At 34.4% G+C, this 16,236-nt stretch carries 17 protein-coding genes; 8 read left to right on the top strand and 9 right to left on the bottom strand.

Annotation, left to right across the window (positions count from 1 at the left end):
- The 6 genes from AC3IF2_RS11540 (at nucleotide 1) to AC3IF2_RS11515 (ending at nucleotide 4,093) form a co-directional block, all read left to right on the top strand.
- On the top strand, nucleotides 1-1,002 hold the full coding sequence (locus AC3IF2_RS11540) for an NAD(P)H-dependent glycerol-3-phosphate dehydrogenase (RefSeq protein ID WP_489167435.1): 1,002 nt from the start codon (nucleotides 1-3) through the stop codon (nucleotides 1,000-1,002).
- A 10-nt stretch (nucleotides 1,003-1,012) separates the two neighbouring features.
- Nucleotides 1,013-1,525: a hypothetical protein gene (locus tag AC3IF2_RS11535; RefSeq protein ID WP_489167434.1), complete on the top strand. Its 513-nt coding sequence runs from the start codon at nucleotides 1,013-1,015 to the stop codon at nucleotides 1,523-1,525.
- Nucleotides 1,526-1,531: 6 nt separating this feature from the next.
- Nucleotides 1,532-2,332 (top strand): AfsR/SARP family transcriptional regulator, encoded by an 801-nt coding sequence (locus AC3IF2_RS11530; RefSeq protein WP_489167432.1) that lies wholly within the window; start codon nucleotides 1,532-1,534, stop codon nucleotides 2,330-2,332.
- Between the two features lie 133 nt (nucleotides 2,333-2,465).
- Entirely contained in the window at nucleotides 2,466-2,756 is a 291-nt protein-coding gene (locus AC3IF2_RS11525; RefSeq protein ID WP_489167430.1) for a hypothetical protein, read from the top strand.
- Nucleotides 2,757-2,919: 163 nt separating this feature from the next.
- The gene (locus tag AC3IF2_RS11520; RefSeq protein WP_489167429.1) at nucleotides 2,920-3,765 is read left to right on the top strand and encodes a hypothetical protein; all 846 of its coding nucleotides are present in this window, start codon (nucleotides 2,920-2,922) and stop codon (nucleotides 3,763-3,765) included.
- 37 nt (nucleotides 3,766-3,802) lie between these two features.
- On the top strand, nucleotides 3,803-4,093 hold the full coding sequence (locus AC3IF2_RS11515) for a hypothetical protein (protein ID WP_489167427.1): 291 nt from the start codon (nucleotides 3,803-3,805) through the stop codon (nucleotides 4,091-4,093).
- 57 nt (nucleotides 4,094-4,150) lie between these two features.
- Here AC3IF2_RS11515 and AC3IF2_RS11510 read toward each other — a convergent pair whose 3' ends face one another.
- Both AC3IF2_RS11510 and AC3IF2_RS11505 read right to left on the bottom strand, forming a co-directional pair.
- Complete coding sequence (locus AC3IF2_RS11510) at nucleotides 4,151-4,798, bottom strand: thioredoxin family protein (protein ID WP_489167425.1); 648 nt, start codon at nucleotides 4,796-4,798, stop codon at nucleotides 4,151-4,153.
- Nucleotides 4,799-4,802: 4 nt separating this feature from the next.
- Nucleotides 4,803-5,321, bottom strand: a complete 519-nt coding sequence (locus tag AC3IF2_RS11505; RefSeq protein WP_489167424.1) for a TlpA family protein disulfide reductase — start codon at nucleotides 5,319-5,321, stop codon at nucleotides 4,803-4,805.
- Between the two features lie 156 nt (nucleotides 5,322-5,477).
- Between AC3IF2_RS11505 and AC3IF2_RS11500 the strand changes: the two genes are divergently transcribed.
- Nucleotides 5,478-6,038 (top strand): MORN repeat-containing protein, encoded by a 561-nt coding sequence (locus AC3IF2_RS11500; RefSeq protein WP_489167422.1) that lies wholly within the window; start codon nucleotides 5,478-5,480, stop codon nucleotides 6,036-6,038.
- A 105-nt stretch (nucleotides 6,039-6,143) separates the two neighbouring features.
- Here AC3IF2_RS11500 and preA read toward each other — a convergent pair whose 3' ends face one another.
- The 7 genes from preA to AC3IF2_RS11465 are packed head-to-tail and all read right to left on the bottom strand — an operon-like array spanning nucleotide 6,144 to nucleotide 15,587.
- Complete coding sequence (gene preA / locus AC3IF2_RS11495; protein ID WP_489167420.1) at nucleotides 6,144-7,475, bottom strand: NAD-dependent dihydropyrimidine dehydrogenase subunit PreA; 1,332 nt, start codon at nucleotides 7,473-7,475, stop codon at nucleotides 6,144-6,146.
- A gap of 4 nt (nucleotides 7,476-7,479) precedes the next feature.
- The gene (locus tag AC3IF2_RS11490) at nucleotides 7,480-8,805 is read right to left on the bottom strand and encodes an FAD-dependent oxidoreductase (protein ID WP_489167418.1); all 1,326 of its coding nucleotides are present in this window, start codon (nucleotides 8,803-8,805) and stop codon (nucleotides 7,480-7,482) included.
- Nucleotides 8,806-8,808: 3 nt separating this feature from the next.
- Nucleotides 8,809-9,675, bottom strand: coding sequence for a nitrilase-related carbon-nitrogen hydrolase (locus AC3IF2_RS11485; protein WP_489167417.1), 867 nt, complete (start codon nucleotides 9,673-9,675; stop codon nucleotides 8,809-8,811).
- 11 nt (nucleotides 9,676-9,686) lie between these two features.
- On the bottom strand, nucleotides 9,687-11,072 hold the full coding sequence (hydA, locus tag AC3IF2_RS11480; RefSeq protein WP_489167415.1) for a dihydropyrimidinase: 1,386 nt from the start codon (nucleotides 11,070-11,072) through the stop codon (nucleotides 9,687-9,689).
- A gap of 1 nt (nucleotide 11,073) precedes the next feature.
- On the bottom strand, nucleotides 11,074-12,765 hold the full coding sequence (locus tag AC3IF2_RS11475) for an NCS1 family nucleobase:cation symporter-1 (RefSeq protein WP_489167413.1): 1,692 nt from the start codon (nucleotides 12,763-12,765) through the stop codon (nucleotides 11,074-11,076).
- Nucleotides 12,765-14,099, bottom strand: coding sequence for an aminotransferase class III-fold pyridoxal phosphate-dependent enzyme (locus AC3IF2_RS11470; RefSeq protein WP_489167411.1), 1,335 nt, complete (start codon nucleotides 14,097-14,099; stop codon nucleotides 12,765-12,767). Before AC3IF2_RS11470 ends, AC3IF2_RS11475 begins: the two co-directional genes overlap by 1 nt.
- Nucleotides 14,100-14,120: 21 nt before the next feature.
- Nucleotides 14,121-15,587: a CoA-acylating methylmalonate-semialdehyde dehydrogenase gene (locus tag AC3IF2_RS11465; RefSeq protein ID WP_489167409.1), complete on the bottom strand. Its 1,467-nt coding sequence runs from the start codon at nucleotides 15,585-15,587 to the stop codon at nucleotides 14,121-14,123.
- A 219-nt stretch (nucleotides 15,588-15,806) separates the two neighbouring features.
- Between AC3IF2_RS11465 and AC3IF2_RS11460 the strand changes: the two genes are divergently transcribed.
- Nucleotides 15,807-16,208, top strand: coding sequence for a hypothetical protein (locus AC3IF2_RS11460; protein ID WP_489167407.1), 402 nt, complete (start codon nucleotides 15,807-15,809; stop codon nucleotides 16,206-16,208).
- The last annotated feature ends 28 nt before the right edge of the window (nucleotides 16,209-16,236 follow it).

Here is a 16,236-nt window from a genome sequence, read left to right as displayed (position 1 = left end):
ATGAAACTTAAAGTAGGTATACTTGGTGGTGGATCTTGGGGAACAACTGTAGCTTCAATTGTTGCTAAAAATGCTGAAGCGACTATTTGGGCTAGAAATCCCAAAACTGTAGATGAAATCAACGAACAGCACACAAATAGTAAGTATTTACCAAACGCTAAATTAACTAGATCATTAAAAGCATCAAATTCTATTGAAGAAACAGTTAAAAATGCAGATTTAGTGGTTATGGGCATCCCCTCTCAGAGCTTTAGAAATGTGCTGTTAGAAGCTAAACCACATATTCGTGCTTGGATACCAATTGTAAGTTTGGCAAAAGGACTGGAAATAGGCACTAAAAAACGCATGACTGAAATTATTGAGGAAGAAATGCCCGGGCATCCCGCAGGAGTTTTAACTGGACCAAATTTAGCTAAGGAAATCCATTTTGGTAAAGCAGCGGCAGCAGTAATTGCAATGGTAGATGATACAATCGCTAAAAAATTACAACCTGTTTTCAGTTCAGGATTATTCAGAGTGTATACAAACGATGATGTTATTGGATGTGAACTCGGAGGGGCTTTAAAGAATATTATGGCTATTGCTTCTGGTATGGGAGACGGAGCCAATGCTGGTGACAATACCAGAGCAGCAGTGATTACAAGAGGATTATCTGAATTAACTCGTTTAGGAGTGGCTATGGGTGGTAAACGTAGAACTTTTGCAGGTTTAGCTGGTATGGGTGATTTGGTGGCTACTTGTTCTAGTGCCAAAAGTAGAAATCACCATGTAGGCTTTCAGTTAGGTCAAGGGAAAAGCCTAGCTCAAATTATAGAAGAGATGAATGAAGTTGCCGAAGGTGTAAAAACGGCAAAAGTAGTAATGGAACTAGCAAAAGATTATAATGTACAAATGCCTATTTCGGAAGAAGTGTATAAGGTTTTGTACGATGGGAATAATGTAAATGACGCCTTTAGAGGATTGTTAAAAATTGAAGTTGGTTCAGAAAAAGAACCAGGATAAAAATAAAGTCATGGCAAAAAAAGCAGATCAAACAGCATCTTTTATGGTGCGATTTAATCAGAGAATTTATGAAGAAGAAGGAGAATCTAAGGTTCAATGGAGAGGTAGAATATCGCATGTACAAGATGGAGATGAAAAACGATTTACCGATTTTAATGATGCTTTAAAATTTATGCAAAAAAAGTTATCTGAATTAACAAGTCAAGCTACTAAAGATCAATCTTCTGAAGAACAAGATAATATTCTTCAAAAGAGCTTATCGATGTGGAAGACCATGAAAGAAGTTGCTCCTCAAATTATTAAGGAAACCATTAAAGACCCAAAGAAGCAAATATCCAATATTCAAGACCAATTACAAGATCAAATTAGTACTATTGGTGAAGAAATAAGCGAAAAAGTACAGATAGATCAATGGCGTAACGCTTCACGATCAGATTTCAAAGAAATACAAGACTCCATTAGCAAGTTAGCAAGAGAAATTAAAAGACTTAATAGCAAAGTTGATGCTTTAAGTAAAAAGTAACTGTGTATGTCGCTTTCTACCCAATTACAGGAATTGAAAGACTTTTATAATAAGGCCGAAGTTCGTATTCAGACCTTAGGACAGTTTAATGTTTGGGTTGAGGGTGAAAAGGTAGATACAAAAAGATGGGGCAGAGATAAAACGGTACAACTTTTACAATACCTAATTTCTAATAGACAACGACACGCTCTCCATAAAGAGAAAATTATGGACCATCTTTGGGAAGAAGGAGATGACCGAGATTTTAAAGTAGCATTACATGGTGTAAATAAAACATTAGAGCCAAACAGAGCACCAAGAACGGAACCCAAATATCTAGTAAGACAAGGGTTGAGCTATCAATTAGATATGGATAAAGTTTGGATAGATGCAGAAGCTCTAGAAAAATTTATAATTATTGGCAATGAATTTTATAATTCTGACAACAGCATTGCTAAAGAAGCATATAAAAATGCGATTGATCTATACCAAGGGATTTATTTACCTAACCGAATCTATGAAGATTGGTCATCTGAAGAACGAGAAAAAACTCAATTACTTATACTAGGCGCTTATGTTACGTTAGCAGAGATTTTACTTGATAATAATCCACTTGAAAGTACCAGATTAGCACAAAAAGCATTAGCTATTGACCCTACTTGGGAAGAAGCTTATCGTATACAAATGCAAGCCTATCTTTCTAAAGGTAATCGCCCCCAAGCCATCAAAGCCTATCAAAAATGTGTTGCTATTTTAGATGAAGAATATGGCATCGACCCATTACCAGAAACGAAAAAACTTATTAGAGAAATAGAAGAGATTAGTTAAATTTAACTTCCCTTTCGCTAAAGCGAAATCCCTCAAAAAATTAATCATAGAATTACTTTGCAACTCATTTGTAACTCGCAGATTATATGTTTGCCAAAAATTTAGAACTTTAAACAAATTAAAATATAAAAAGATGGCAACAAAAAATAAAAAAGCAGTTACTAATATGGTTTTTAAAACTGTAGATTCTGTAAAAGAAGTAGCAACAAAAACAAATGAATTTGCTTTAAAATCTACTGAAGAAGTAGTTACAGAAATGATTAATGCTGCTGGTAAATGGCAAAATGTTACTTCTAAAGCTGTTAAAGGCGGATTAAAAGTAGCAGATGCTCAGCAAAATATGGTTTTCGATTCTTTAGAAACTGCTAAAGGACACATTTTAAATGGTGTTAAAAGATCCAAAGCTTTATTTGGTAAAAATTAGATTATAGTTAGTTAGGTTAGTTAAAATTGGTCAGGTTTCTAATTAGATTCTTGACCTTTTTTTATTAAAAGAAAAAGTATGAGAGTTGATTGCAACTCATTTGTAACTACACATAATTACATTTGCACTATAAATAAAAGAATAAACACATAAACAATATATTATGACAGCTAAGAAAAGTAAAAAATCAAAAAAATTAGAGAACGCTAAAAAGATCGTTAAGAAAATAAACAATGACTTAATTGACGCTTCTTTCAATGCCATTGAAACTACAGTTAAAACTGGAGAAAAATGGCAAAAGTTAACTTCTAAATTGATCAAGAAAGCAGAACCATTATCTAAACAACAGATCAATATGGTTGTTGATACAGCAGAGACAATAAAAGGTCAATTAGAGCATGGAACTGATCGATTAAAAAACTTAGTGGGTTACGATCCTAAAATGATCGAGCAAGCTAAAAAAATGGTAACAAGTCATCCTTTAGTTGAGAAAGCTGAAAAAACTGCTGATAAACTAAAGAAAGAAATTTCAAAAAATCCTTATGTTAAAAAAGCTGAAAAAATGGCTGATAAACTAAAAAAGGAATTAAATGAAACAATCGAAGATGTAAAAGACAAAGTAGAGGATGTTACCGAAGATGTGAAAGAAGCTGCTGAAGACGTAAAAGAAAAGGTAGAAGATGTAATAGAAGACGTTCAAGAAAAAGTAGAAAAAGTCATTAAACCAGAAGCTAAGAAAACTCCAACAAAGAAGAAGGTAACTCCTAAAAAAACTGCTACTAAGAAAGTTGAGAAAAAAGTAGCTGAAAAGAATGATCTTAAAGAGATCAAAGGTATTGGACCTAAAATGGAAGCTACTTTAAATGCTGCTGGTATCACTTCTTACAAAGGATTAGCTAGCGCTACTTTAAAGAGTGTTGAAAAAATATTAACCGATGCAGGCATGAACACTAAGATGTATAACGCATCTGAATGGAAAACACAAGCTAAAGAATTATTAAAAAAATAAATCTTTTTAGAGATTTAAATTATAAAAAACGGATAAAATGAGTACAAAAAGAACAAAGAAAGTAGCTATTAAGACTAGAATTAATAATGCTTTTAATGCAACAAAAAAGGCTATAAAAAACTCAAATGAGTTTGCTTTAAATACAACAGATGAGATTGTAACAGAATCGTTAACCATTGCTGATCAATGGCAAAAAGTTGTTAAAAAAGCAATTAACGGAGGTTTCAAATTAGCTTCTAATCAACAAGATTTAGTATTTGATGCATTAGAAACAGTTAAAGGTCAATACAAATACGGAAGAAAAAAGGTTACTAAGCTTTTCGCTTAATTTGATCTTTATTCAAAAATTAAAAGCCAAGCAATTTTGCTTGGCTTTTTTTATAAATTAATCTAAACCATTAGAAGTTTTCTTCACTTTAATTGAACACCCTATGGCTTTTGTATTAGTAATTTTTACTTCTTTATTGCTCAGTAACTTATCTAGCGCATTTTCTACATATTTGGCTTTCACATTAGCTTCATTTCTTGAGCTGTCATCAATAGCACCTATATATTTTACTTTCAATCTTTCATCCTCACGTTTTAAAATATAAACATGTGGAGTTCTCGTTGCTCCATAAGCAGGATATACTTTTTGTCCTTCATCAAATAAATAAGGAAAAGTAAACCCTTTTTCTTTAGCTCGTTGTTTCATTAGTTCAAAACTATCACCTGGTTGTACAGAGGGGTCATTAGGATTTATAGCAATTACAGGATATCCTTTGTTTTTGTATTTTTTATCTAAAGCAATTAAACGATCTTCATTAGCTACAGAATATGGACAGGTATTACAGGTAAAAACAACTATAAATCCTTTGGCATGTTTATAATCTGCCATAGACACCACTTTACCATCAATATTTTTAAGTTTAAAATCTGTTGCTATGTCACCAATTTCGTATCCGTTTCCTAGTTCTATATTTTTTTCTACGAATGTAAAAGCAGACATAATAGCTATTACCGCAATTAGTAAAATAGGTTTTAAGTGTTTCATAATTTTAAGTTTTTGTGAATTTTTCTACTTCTTTAAATAATTCTTCTTTAGTAAAAGATTGCTCGTAAAAAGTTCTTTTATTTTTGTTATAAATTATTGTGGCTGGTATTGCACCAGACCATGTTGAATCAACTTTAGGAATCCATTCATTTTCATTTGGAGCATCTAATAATAATACTTCTGGAGTTAGGTTATGCTTTTCAACAAAAGGAATTAATTTGTCATTTAATTTTTCAGGAAAATCTAAGCTAACTAATAACACCTTTAACTCATCATGTTCATAAGCTTTCTCTAACTCTTGAAAGTAAGGCAATTCTTTTATGCACGGTTTACACCAAGTAGCCCAAAAATTAACCACATAGGTTTTATCATCTTTTTTATTTAGAAATGTTTCTAACCCACTAAAATCAACTGTTTCTATGGTACGATTTGATTCTAAGGTGGTAATTTTTTCGCTTTCTTTTTCTCCTTTACAAGAGCCTAATATGATTACAAAAACTACTAAAAAAAGATTTTTTAACATTATTCAATTTTGATTCTTGCTAAATTAAAAATTTATACTCCTGTAAAAGAATAAAATTTTAAAGTTTAACAGAATTATAACTAATTCATTTTCAATGATTATCAAGTATACTAAAGCACTATAAATTACGTTAACATTTATATAAACAAATTTATCATGAAAAAGCTATTCTTTTTTTTATTCGCTTTCCCAATAATTATGATTGCTCAGACTAATAATTCTGTAGCAGTTAATGAAAGTGATCTAGAAGATTCTCTACCTAAGGTTAAAGAAGTTAAAACGAAAGTTAAAAAACCAACATGTGTAAATGGTGATTGTAAGGAAGGAAAAGGAGTGATGCAATATACTAGTGGAACTTACGAAGGAGATTGGAAAAATGGTTTGCGACATGGTTTTGGAAAATTCACATGGAATAATGGAGATACTTACTCGGGTGTATGGGATAATGACAAACGCCATGGACAAGGAACATACATTTGGAATGATGGCTCAAAATATAAGGGAAACTATAGTCATGGTATTAGAAGTGGTTATGGAATTTATTATTATACCAATGGAACAATTTATGAAGGAACATGGCAAAATAATTTAAAACATGGTATTGCCAATTTTTACTATAAAGAAAGTGTTAATATAGGAGGAAGATATCACAATAACGAATACGTGAGTGGAACTGGAGTTAACCAGGAAACATATAAACACAAACCAGAAAAATAAAAAGTGTAAGTTTTTTTATAACTTTACGACTATAAAAGTTGTAAATCATTCGATTTACAAATCTTTTTCATAGCAATTTCCCGCCTTTTAACGAAGGTGGGTTTTTTATTTTGCCTTAAGGGCGTCTGTAGGTTTTGGAACATAATGCCCTTTACCACCGGCCCTATCATCATCAAAGGTTACAGGAATATCATCATTTTGAGTGCGCTCATCCCAAGTTATATGTTGAGTTCCATCATCTCGTTTAACCATAGTAATACAATCTTCTACAGGGCAAACCAGAGAACATAAGTTACAGCCAACACAGTTCTCTTCTATAATGCTTGGTATCCTATTTAATGGATCTTCTGATAACGCTATTGCTTGATGGGCGCCATCATCACAAGAAATATAGCATAATTCACAACCCACACATTTATCCGAGTTGATTTCAGCTACAACTTTATGTTTCAAGTTGAGGTGTTTCCACTCTGTTACATTTGGTAAAGCTTTTCCGGCAAAATCATAAATAGTATTATAATTTTTTTCTTCCATAAATTGACGTAAACCAGCTTCCATTTCACGAACAATTCCAAAACCGTAGTGCATTACAGCTGTACAGACTTGAACTGAAGTTGCTCCTAACAAAATAAACTCTACCACATCACGCCAAGTTTCTACACCTCCGATGCCAGAAATAGGCACTTTGTTAATTTCAGGATGCTGTGCTAGTTCTCGAATCATATGCATAGCAATTGGTTTTACCGCAGGACCGCAATAACCACCATTAGAACCTTTGCCATCAACAATTGGATAAGGAGCATAAGTATCAAGATCAATACCTACAATACTTTTTATAGTGTTTATTAATGAAATAGAATCTGTACCACCTTTAACGGCTGCTAAACCAGAGTCAGTAATTTCAGATATATTCGGCGTTAATTTTGTAATAACGGGAATATTAGCAGCCTTTGTTACCCAGCCAACTATAGTTTCTAACACTTCTGGTTCTTGGCCAACGGCGGAACCCATACCGCGTTCACACATTCCATGAGGGCAACCGAAATTTAATTCAATTCCATCTGCTCCAGCATTTTCAACATCTTTGATAATCTGCTCCCATTCAGCCTTGCTTTCTACCATTAGTGAAGCAATCACAGCATGATCTGGAAAATATTTTTTAACCTCTTCAATTTCTCTAAGATTATCCGCTAATGGACGATCGGTGATCAACTCGATATTATTGAATCCCATCATACGGGTGTTTCGATAGTTTACTGATCCATAACGACTTGAGACATTTACTACCGGTACACCTAATGTTTTCCAAACAGCACCTCCCCAACCTGCGTCAAAAGCTTTCATGATCTGATACCCTGAATTTGTTGGCGGCGCAGATGCTAACCAAAATGGATTAGGAGCTTTAATTCCTGCAAAATTTATAGATAAATCGATCATAATCTTAATTTTTAATTAGATGTTGAAACATTCCTTGAGCTGCCATTTTACCATCATAGGCTGCATTTACAACCTCTGCACCACCATTAATGGCGTCTCCACCAGCAAAATACATCGCATTTGATGTTTGAAAATGTTCATTCACCTTTATTCTTGTTTTGTTGTCGATATTGAGGTTTTCAATGAGCTCATAAAAATGCCCTTGTTTTGCTTGCCCCGTAGCTTTAATAACTAGATCGCAAGCAATAATAAACTCACTTTCATCAATTTCTTTTAACTGACCATCAATTGATTTAGTTTTTAAGAACTTTACACCTTCAACATGATTGTCGCCAATAATTTCAATCGGTGTAGCATTAAAAAGACTATCAACACCAGAACTAATCGCTAGATCATACTCGAAACCATAGGCACCCATACGTTCTTTATCATTTCTATACACTAAAACAGTTTTTCTGGCGCCCATCCGCGCTGATTCTGAAGCAGCATCCATCGCGGTATTTCCTCCACCTATTACAACCACTTTGTCAGGAACAGAGATATGATGTTGTTTCATACGTAGTTCTTCGATAAATTCTACGGCACCTACAACACCTTGCTTATCTTCACCTTCTAACTGTAATTCACGAGTTTGTCCTAATCCAACACCTAAGAATATAGCGTCGTAATCATTTTCTAGTTGTGCTAACTGCTCTTTTGAGTTGATAGGTGATTCATAACGAATTTGAAAACCCAACTGATTTTGTAAATAGTCAATCTCCTTTAAAACCTCTTCGTTTGTTATTTTATATGGGGCAATTCCATAAACGGTTAAACCAGAAGGTTTTTCTTTGGCTTCATAAATATCAACCTCAAAACCAAAGGTTCTGGCTTCACAAGCACATGCAATACCAGCTGGCCCAGCTCCAATTACAGCAATCTTCTTTCCATTTGACTTACCGACTTTAAAAAGTGTTTTGTCAGCATCAATCGTTTTATTAGTTGCATAATTTTGCAAACGACCAATCTGAATAGGCGGTACATCTTGATGGTTATATACACAGGCACCTTCGCATAAAACACCTGTTGGACAGACTACTCCACAGGCGTTGCCAAGCCAATTAGCATCGAAAATGGTTTTCGCCGCACCCGTTACATTATCTGTATGTATTTGCTTTATAAACAATGGAATATCGATATGAGTAGGGCAAGCCTGTACACAAGGTGCGTCATAACAGAATAAACAGCGAGAACTTTCATAATACGCTTCGGTATCGTTCATTAACTGTTTTTTCTGTTTGAAGTTTTTATCAAACTCCTCTTGTGTAGTAGGTCTTTTATATTCTGCCATATTTTAAAGCTCAGTTAATTTTCCATATGTTTCAGGTCTTCGATCTCTAAAGAATTGCCAAGTAGAACGTACTTCTTCAATTAGATCTAAATCGAATTCAGCAACCAATAATTCATCATCATCACGTGATGCTTCTGCAAATATTTGACCTCTAGGGTCTACAAAATATGATTGCCCATAGAACTTCCCTAAATTCCAAGGTTTTTCTTCACCAACACGATTAATACAACCCATAAAATAACCATTAGCGGCAGCATGTGCAGGTTGTTCGAGTTTCCATAAATATTCACTCAATCCAGCTACTGTTGCTGAAGGATTGTATACAATTTCTGCACCGTTTAAGCCTAATACTCTTGCTCCGTCAGGGAAGTGACGATCATAACAAATATAAACCCCAACTTTAGCATATTTTGTTTGAAAAACAGGATAACCTAAATTACCAGGTTTAAAGAAAAATTTCTCCCAAAACCCTGTAGTATGAGGAATATGATTTTTCCTATACTTTCCGAGATAAGTTCCATCAGCATCTATTACAGCTGCTGTATTGTATAAAATACCCGCTTGCTCCTTTTCATAAATAGGTACTATAATGACCATATCGTACTTTTTAGCGAGTACTTGCATTTTTTCTGTTGTTGGACCAGGGACAGATTCTGCAGACGCATACCATTTTCTATCTTGACCTGGGCAGAAATAGGGTGTGTTAAAAATTTCTTGTAAGCATAAGATCTGAACACCTTGTTTACCAGCTTCTTCTATATACGGTATATGTTTATCATACATAGCATTCATAATTTCTTGAATCGTTCCTTCACCTTCTGTCATTGGAAGACTCATTTGTATCAATCCTGATTTTACTTTTCTTGGCATAATATTCTTTTCTAAATTACTGTTTTTGATGTTTTTCCTCTTGAAATAAATTGACCATGACCGGCTTTTAATTTACACTCTTCATTTTCTATAGCAATTTCTCCTCTAAGGATTACTGTATCTGTTTTACCTACCACTTTTTGCCCTTCATACGCTGAATAATCACAATTCATATGATGTGTTTCTACAGAAATCGTATGCTCTTTTTTAGGATCAAAAATTACAATATCAGCATCACTACCAATAGCAATGGTTCCTTTTCTGGGATACATGCCAAATATTTTTGCTGCATTGGTGCAGGCTACTTCTACATATTTTGTTAATGAGATTTTTCCTTTGTGAACACCTTCAGAATATAGCAATTCCATACGATGTTCTATAGCAGGATGCCCATTTGGTATTTTTGAGAAATCATCTTTACCCATTTTCTTTTGTTCCCACATAAATGGACAGTGATCTGTACCTACAACTTGCACTAAACCTTGATTGATACCAGACCAAAGTGCTTCTTGATCTTTCTTTTCCCGCAAAGGAGGACTCATAACCCATTTAGCACCTTCAAAATCTTTTTCATAAAGTGAAGCATCCAACATTAGATATTGAGTACAGGTTTCTACAAATACTTTTTGATTTCGTTTCGTCGCGGTACGAACAGCGTTTAATGCGCCTTCACATGTCATATGCACAATGTATCCTGGACAATCAGTATAATGTAACATATCTGTAAATCGAGCTGAGGCTTCTGCTTCGGTAACTTCTGGTTGTGATAAATAGTGATATAATGGCGACAAGTTTCCTTCTGCTCTATTCTTAGCAATTAATGAATCTATCATATCACCATTGGTAGCATGCACAGTTACCAGTCCACCATGTTTTTTTACCACTTTCATAAGTTGTACCATCTGCCCATCATCGATCATTAAAGCACCTTTGTAAGCCATAAAAGTCTTAAAGGAAATAATACCTTCTTTTTCAATCATTTGAACAACCTCTTTGGCTACATCATCATTAAAATCTGTTACCGCCATATGGTACGAATAATCACCAATAGCTTTACCTTCTGACTTCTGTTGCCATGTCTTTAAAGCGTTATATAATGTATCGCCTTGGGTTTGCAGAATAAAATCGATAACCATAGTTGTACCACCATGTAAGGCAGCACGAGTTCCGGTTTCATAATCATCGCTAGAACAAGTCCCCATAAAAGGCATATCTAAATGTACATGAGGATCTATCCCTCCAGGGAAAACCAGTTTACCAGATGCATCAATAGTTTTATTCGCTTTATGAGTAAGATTTTGACCGATAGCAATAATCTTTTCACCCTCAATATAAACATCGGCATTATAACTTTCGGAGGCCGTAACAACATGGCCATTTTTTATAAGTATAGACATATTATGCTTTCTTCATTAATAGTAAATACAAAATAAATGATATGATAAATCCTGTAAACCAAGACAATGAATATAAGAAATTTAAAGATGGTACCCAATAACCTACTAAAGCCAAAGAAACCCCCACAAATAGCGAAATCATCGCTGCTCGATTAAAACCAGTTTTTCCATATGAATAAATTCCATCTACTTTAAATAGCTCGGCGAGATCCATGTTCTTTTTACGGATAAAAAAGTAATCGGCGATCATAATTCCTAAAACAGGGCCTAACAAACCACTTACTATTATTAAAAACGTAGTAATGACATCTAATAACCACCATGGCATAATGAGTATACCAATGATACCAGTTATGATTCCACCAGTTCTAAAACTAATTTTTTTAGGCCATAAATTGGAAAATGCATTTGATGGAGCAATTACATTTGCCGCAATATTGGTACTTAAGGTTGCGATAATCATAAATATTTGAGCGATTATAACTACAGTAGGATTCTTAAATCGCGCAATTAAGGATACTGGATCCCATGGCGCGTCATCAGCGATCAAAACATCTTTAAAATTTATCACGGCAGCACAGGTTACAAAAATGCCTACAAACGAATAGAGCATCATGGTTAATGGCAATCCTGTAAATTGACCAGCTACCTGATCTTTTTGAGTGGCAGCATAACGTGTAATATCAGCAATACTAATTGACATGGTTGCCCAAAAGCCAACCATAGCCGTAAGCCATAGCAGATAACTCCATAGTTTACTCCCTGAAGATGAATTAGAATTATTTATAAGGTTTGCCGTTACAACACTTGATAAAACTTCAGAACCACCTTCAGTATTTCTGAATTGCACTTTTACATTTTCAGTATTAGAAATTAGCACTGGATTATTTACAATATTTTCCCAAGAACTATTTTCGTCCGAAACAATTTTATATTCATTTACTTTTAAACTTCCATCCTTGTTGTTTAACACATCTAACGTTAAAAATGAAATGGTTGAATAACCCTCGTCCTCATGAGAAGTAATTGTGGCAGCTGCATTTTCCAACTGTTGACTTTGTTTCAATACAATTCCAAAACCACCAGCTTGACTATAACCCCAATAAATTAAAACCAGACCCATGATAATTAAAATGGGAGCAGAATAGGTTTCAAGCCATTTGATACTTTCGGTTCCTTTCCAGATAAAATACATGTTGATAATCCAGAAAACGGCAAAACCAACGAATTTACCTATGGATAACCCTAATTCTCCTGTTGAACCAGTAATGGCGTTAAAAATAGCATAGATCGCGAGGCCGCCTATCCATGTTTGTACACCAAACCAACCACAGGCGATAATTCCCCTAGCGACAGATGCTAAATGGACTCCCTTGGTACCAAAGGATGCTCGCCCGATTACCGGAAATGGAATGCCGTATTTTACGCCTGCATGGCCATTAAGAACCATAGGCACAGTAATGATTAGATTTGCTAAACCAATAATAATTAAGGCCTCATACCAGTTCAATCCTGTTTTAATCATATAAGAAGCCAATAAATAAGTTGGAATACAAACTGCCATACCCACCCAAATAGCAGCTAAGTGCCATTTACTCCAAGTACGTTCATGTGGAGGTACAGGTGCTAAATCTTCGCTATATAATGGCGAATTAGAAACATCTTCGTGTAATTCTACAATATCTTTACTCATTAGTTACAGTATTGATCAGCTATAGAAATTGTTTGAGAAATAATTTCTAAACCTTTATCAACGTCTTCTTTAGATACATTTAATGGTGGAGCAATGAAAATCCAGTTCCATCGAACAAAGGTGAACATACCCAATTCTCGAATTTTGGCAGCCATTTTTAATGTGGCTTCCATTTCACTTGGCTTGGCATTCCAAGGTGTTGTAGGTTCTTTTGTTTCTCTATTTTTTACAAGTTCTATACAACCTAATAATCCTGTATTTCTGAAATCACCAATAGAAGGATGTTTTGCTTTTAATTTTTCAACTTCAACTTCAATGTATTTACCCATTTCAGCAGCTTTTTCAACTAGATTCTCCTCTTCGATAATTTTTAGATTTTCTAAAGCAGCTGCACAGCAAATAGGGTGTGCTGAATAGGTCAACCCTAATAGCATAGGGTTTTCATTAAAATGATTTGCAATAGTATCAGTTATAGCCATGGCGCCTAAGGGTAAATAACCTGAAGTTAACCCTTTAGCCATTACCATTATATCTGGCACCACATCGTGGTGATTTATGCCAAACATTTTTCCGGTTCTACCAAAACCACTCATGGTTTCGTCATCAATAAAAAGAATACCATACTTATCACATAACCCTCTTACCTTCTTTAAATACATTGGTGGATATTTGATACACCCTGAAGAACCCGATTCTCCTTCAAAGAGAATAGCAGCAATACTATCCGGGTTTTCAAATTTTACCACACGCTCTAAGTGTGCAATGGCACGCTCACCACATTCTTCTTCTGAAGAAGAGTTCCAAGGACAACGATACGCGTATGGATTTTCGACATGGACTACATTTGGCATTGCCTGACTATCTATGGGAAATTTTCTAGGATCACCTCCTGCCGAAGCAGCACCGTAGGTTGCACCATGATATGCTCTATAATGTGTAATTATTTTATGTCTACCAGTATAAATTCTGGCTAATTTGATCGAGTTTTCAATAGCTTCAGCTCCACCTAACGTGAAAAACGTTTTGGTAAGATTACCAGGAGTTATTTCGGCTATTTTTTTACCTAATTGACCACGAATATCAGTTGCCATACCAGGATAGACGTAGCTCACTTCTTGCATTTGTTTGGCAACAGCTTCCGTAATACGTTGGTTGCCATGACCAATATTTACATTCATTAATTGAGAGGAAAAATCCAAATATTTTTTACCATCTCTATCGTAAATATATGATCCTTTAGCATGGGAAGCATTTATAAGGTTTAAACCCCCTTGCTTTGACCAAGAAAAGAGCGTGTAATCAAGATTGTTTTTTATGATTTGTTGGTTATCCATTAAGTTGATTTCATTAAATTATTAGCTCATCCAATTGGTTTGCGCTTCAGGATTCCATTTAGTAGTTGTTTTTTTATTTTGAGTCCAAAATTCAATAGAACTCCTTCCAGTAATATCACCAACACCAAATTTAGATTCGTTCCAGCCTCCAAAAGAAAAGGGTTCACGTGGAACGGGCACACCTATATTTACACCGATCATTCCTGCACTGGCGCGCTCCATCACTTGTTTGGCCAAACCACCACTTTGTGTGAACACAGCTGCTGCATTACCATAATTAGAACCGTTTTCAATTTCAATTGCTTCATCTAAGTTTTTAGCACGAAGTATGGAAATTACAGGGCCAAAAATTTCTTCTCGGGCTACCGACATATCTGTCGTTACATAATCAATTATTGTAGGCCCAACATAGAAACCATCTTCTTTTCCTTTTACGGTTGTATTTCTTCCATCAAGCAAAATCTTAGCTCCATTTTTTTCCGCTTCAGCGATATAACTTTCTATACGTTCTTTAGCTTCAGCACTAATTACAGAACCTAAATTATCACCAGGAACTATTTTTTTAGCCTCGTCGACCATTTTATCAATAATGTGCTGTACATTATCAACACCTACCATAACCGAAGCAGCCATACAACGTTGACCAGCACAACCCGACATAGATGCCACTACGTTGTTGGCAGTCATTTCAGGATTAGCATCTGGCAACACCAATAAATGATTTTTTGCGCCACCAAGCGCTACACATCTTTTTAGGTTTGAAGTAGCACGCTTATATACAATTTTTGCCACTTTTGTGGAGCCAACAAAAGAAACAGCTTCAATTTTTGGGTGATCGCAAATGGCCTCAACGACTTCTTTACCACCATTTACTATATTAAAAACACCATCAGGGAGACCAGCTTCTTTTAGTAATTCAGCCATACGCATAGTACTTAAAGGAACTAGTTCTGAAGGTTTCATCACCATGGTATTTCCTAAAACCAAAGCATTAGGCATTGTCCAATGCGGTACCATATTCGGAAAATTAAATGGTGTAATACACGCAACTACGCCTAAAGGTTTGCGCTCAATTCTACATTCAACACCTTTGCTCACTTCCTGAATTTCATTGACAATGATTTGTGGAATAGAAACAGCAAACTCACACAATTCCATACTCTTTTCTACTTCTGCTTTGGCTTCGCCATAGGTTTTTCCGTTTTCAATATGAACAAGGTTTGTTAATTCATCCATGTGCTTTTCTAATAGCGATCGATACTTAAAAAATATCTGAACCCTTTCTTTAAAAGTCATAGACGACCATTCAGGAAAAGCTTTTGCAGCAGCTTTGACCGCTTCATCAACATCATTATAGGTTGATAAAGGTAAATTTGAAATAACACTCCCGTCTAACGGGCTCATTACATCCATAGAATTATGTCCGTTTCTTTCAAATTTTCCGTTTATAAAATTCTTTACCTCTGGTTGTTTCGCAATTGCCTCCATAACACTAGTAGATTTAATGTGTTGTTATTTTTTTAATAAATAAGATGTGATTGACTTTTGGTCGGAATTAAACATCTGTAAAAAAGCAATTTTTTGCTTCAATGTTTATCAAATATATAAAAATAATAATCTATTTGAAATATATTCATAATAATAACGACAGATATTTAGAGGATTTATGGTGTGATTTTTGATATATTTATTTGAAATAATTTAACGATGAAAAGAACGGCACTCCTTTTAATTATTTTGTTTTTATCTCTTACAAGTTGGTCTCAAGAATTAGTATTTGATAAGAAATTTGATTTTACATTAATTTTAGAACAAAGTAAAAATGAAGATTATAAATTCACGTCAACTAATTTTTATACTAAGGTAAATAAAAGCCCAGTTTTATCCTTTATTTCTTATGTAGAGTTTCCGATAAAAGAAGAAAAAGAAACTTGGAAATTTGGGGAGATAACAAATGAGTATGCTCCAATTATTAATTTAAATCACTTAAACCAATCTATACCAAAATTCACAAACTTTTCACCATATGCTAAGCAGCATTTAGATAACCTACAAGGAGAAATGAAAATTCTAAAAGGTTATGATTTTTGTGGTAGACCTCTTTATTAAACATTTTTCGCTCACATAATTTTTTTTA

It is taken from the genome of Maritimimonas rapanae, assembly GCF_057837205.1.
This window is presented reverse-complemented; position numbering and strand designations above follow the sequence as displayed.

Coding starts and splice junctions, on each gene's coding strand:
- AC3IF2_RS11540 (WP_489167435.1), top strand. CDS start 1: ATGAAACTTAAAGTAGGTATACTTGGTGGTGGATCTTGGGGAACAACT.
- hydA (WP_489167415.1), bottom strand. CDS start 11,072: ATGTCTATACTTATAAAAAATGGCCATGTTGTTACGGCCTCCGAAAGT.
- AC3IF2_RS11465 (WP_489167409.1), bottom strand. CDS start 15,587: ATGGAGGCAATTGCGAAACAACCAGAGGTAAAGAATTTTATAAACGGA.
- AC3IF2_RS11535 (WP_489167434.1), top strand. CDS start 1,013: ATGGCAAAAAAAGCAGATCAAACAGCATCTTTTATGGTGCGATTTAAT.
- AC3IF2_RS11520 (WP_489167429.1), top strand. CDS start 2,920: ATGACAGCTAAGAAAAGTAAAAAATCAAAAAAATTAGAGAACGCTAAA.
- AC3IF2_RS11525 (WP_489167430.1), top strand. CDS start 2,466: ATGGCAACAAAAAATAAAAAAGCAGTTACTAATATGGTTTTTAAAACT.
- AC3IF2_RS11475 (WP_489167413.1), bottom strand. CDS start 12,765: ATGAGTAAAGATATTGTAGAATTACACGAAGATGTTTCTAATTCGCCA.
- AC3IF2_RS11510 (WP_489167425.1), bottom strand. CDS start 4,798: ATGAAACACTTAAAACCTATTTTACTAATTGCGGTAATAGCTATTATG.
- AC3IF2_RS11470 (WP_489167411.1), bottom strand. CDS start 14,099: ATGGATAACCAACAAATCATAAAAAACAATCTTGATTACACGCTCTTT.
- AC3IF2_RS11460 (WP_489167407.1), top strand. CDS start 15,807: ATGAAAAGAACGGCACTCCTTTTAATTATTTTGTTTTTATCTCTTACA.
- AC3IF2_RS11500 (WP_489167422.1), top strand. CDS start 5,478: ATGAAAAAGCTATTCTTTTTTTTATTCGCTTTCCCAATAATTATGATT.
- AC3IF2_RS11490 (WP_489167418.1), bottom strand. CDS start 8,805: ATGGCAGAATATAAAAGACCTACTACACAAGAGGAGTTTGATAAAAAC.
- preA (WP_489167420.1), bottom strand. CDS start 7,475: ATGATCGATTTATCTATAAATTTTGCAGGAATTAAAGCTCCTAATCCA.
- AC3IF2_RS11515 (WP_489167427.1), top strand. CDS start 3,803: ATGAGTACAAAAAGAACAAAGAAAGTAGCTATTAAGACTAGAATTAAT.
- AC3IF2_RS11505 (WP_489167424.1), bottom strand. CDS start 5,321: ATGTTAAAAAATCTTTTTTTAGTAGTTTTTGTAATCATATTAGGCTCT.
- AC3IF2_RS11485 (WP_489167417.1), bottom strand. CDS start 9,675: ATGCCAAGAAAAGTAAAATCAGGATTGATACAAATGAGTCTTCCAATG.
- AC3IF2_RS11530 (WP_489167432.1), top strand. CDS start 1,532: ATGTCGCTTTCTACCCAATTACAGGAATTGAAAGACTTTTATAATAAG.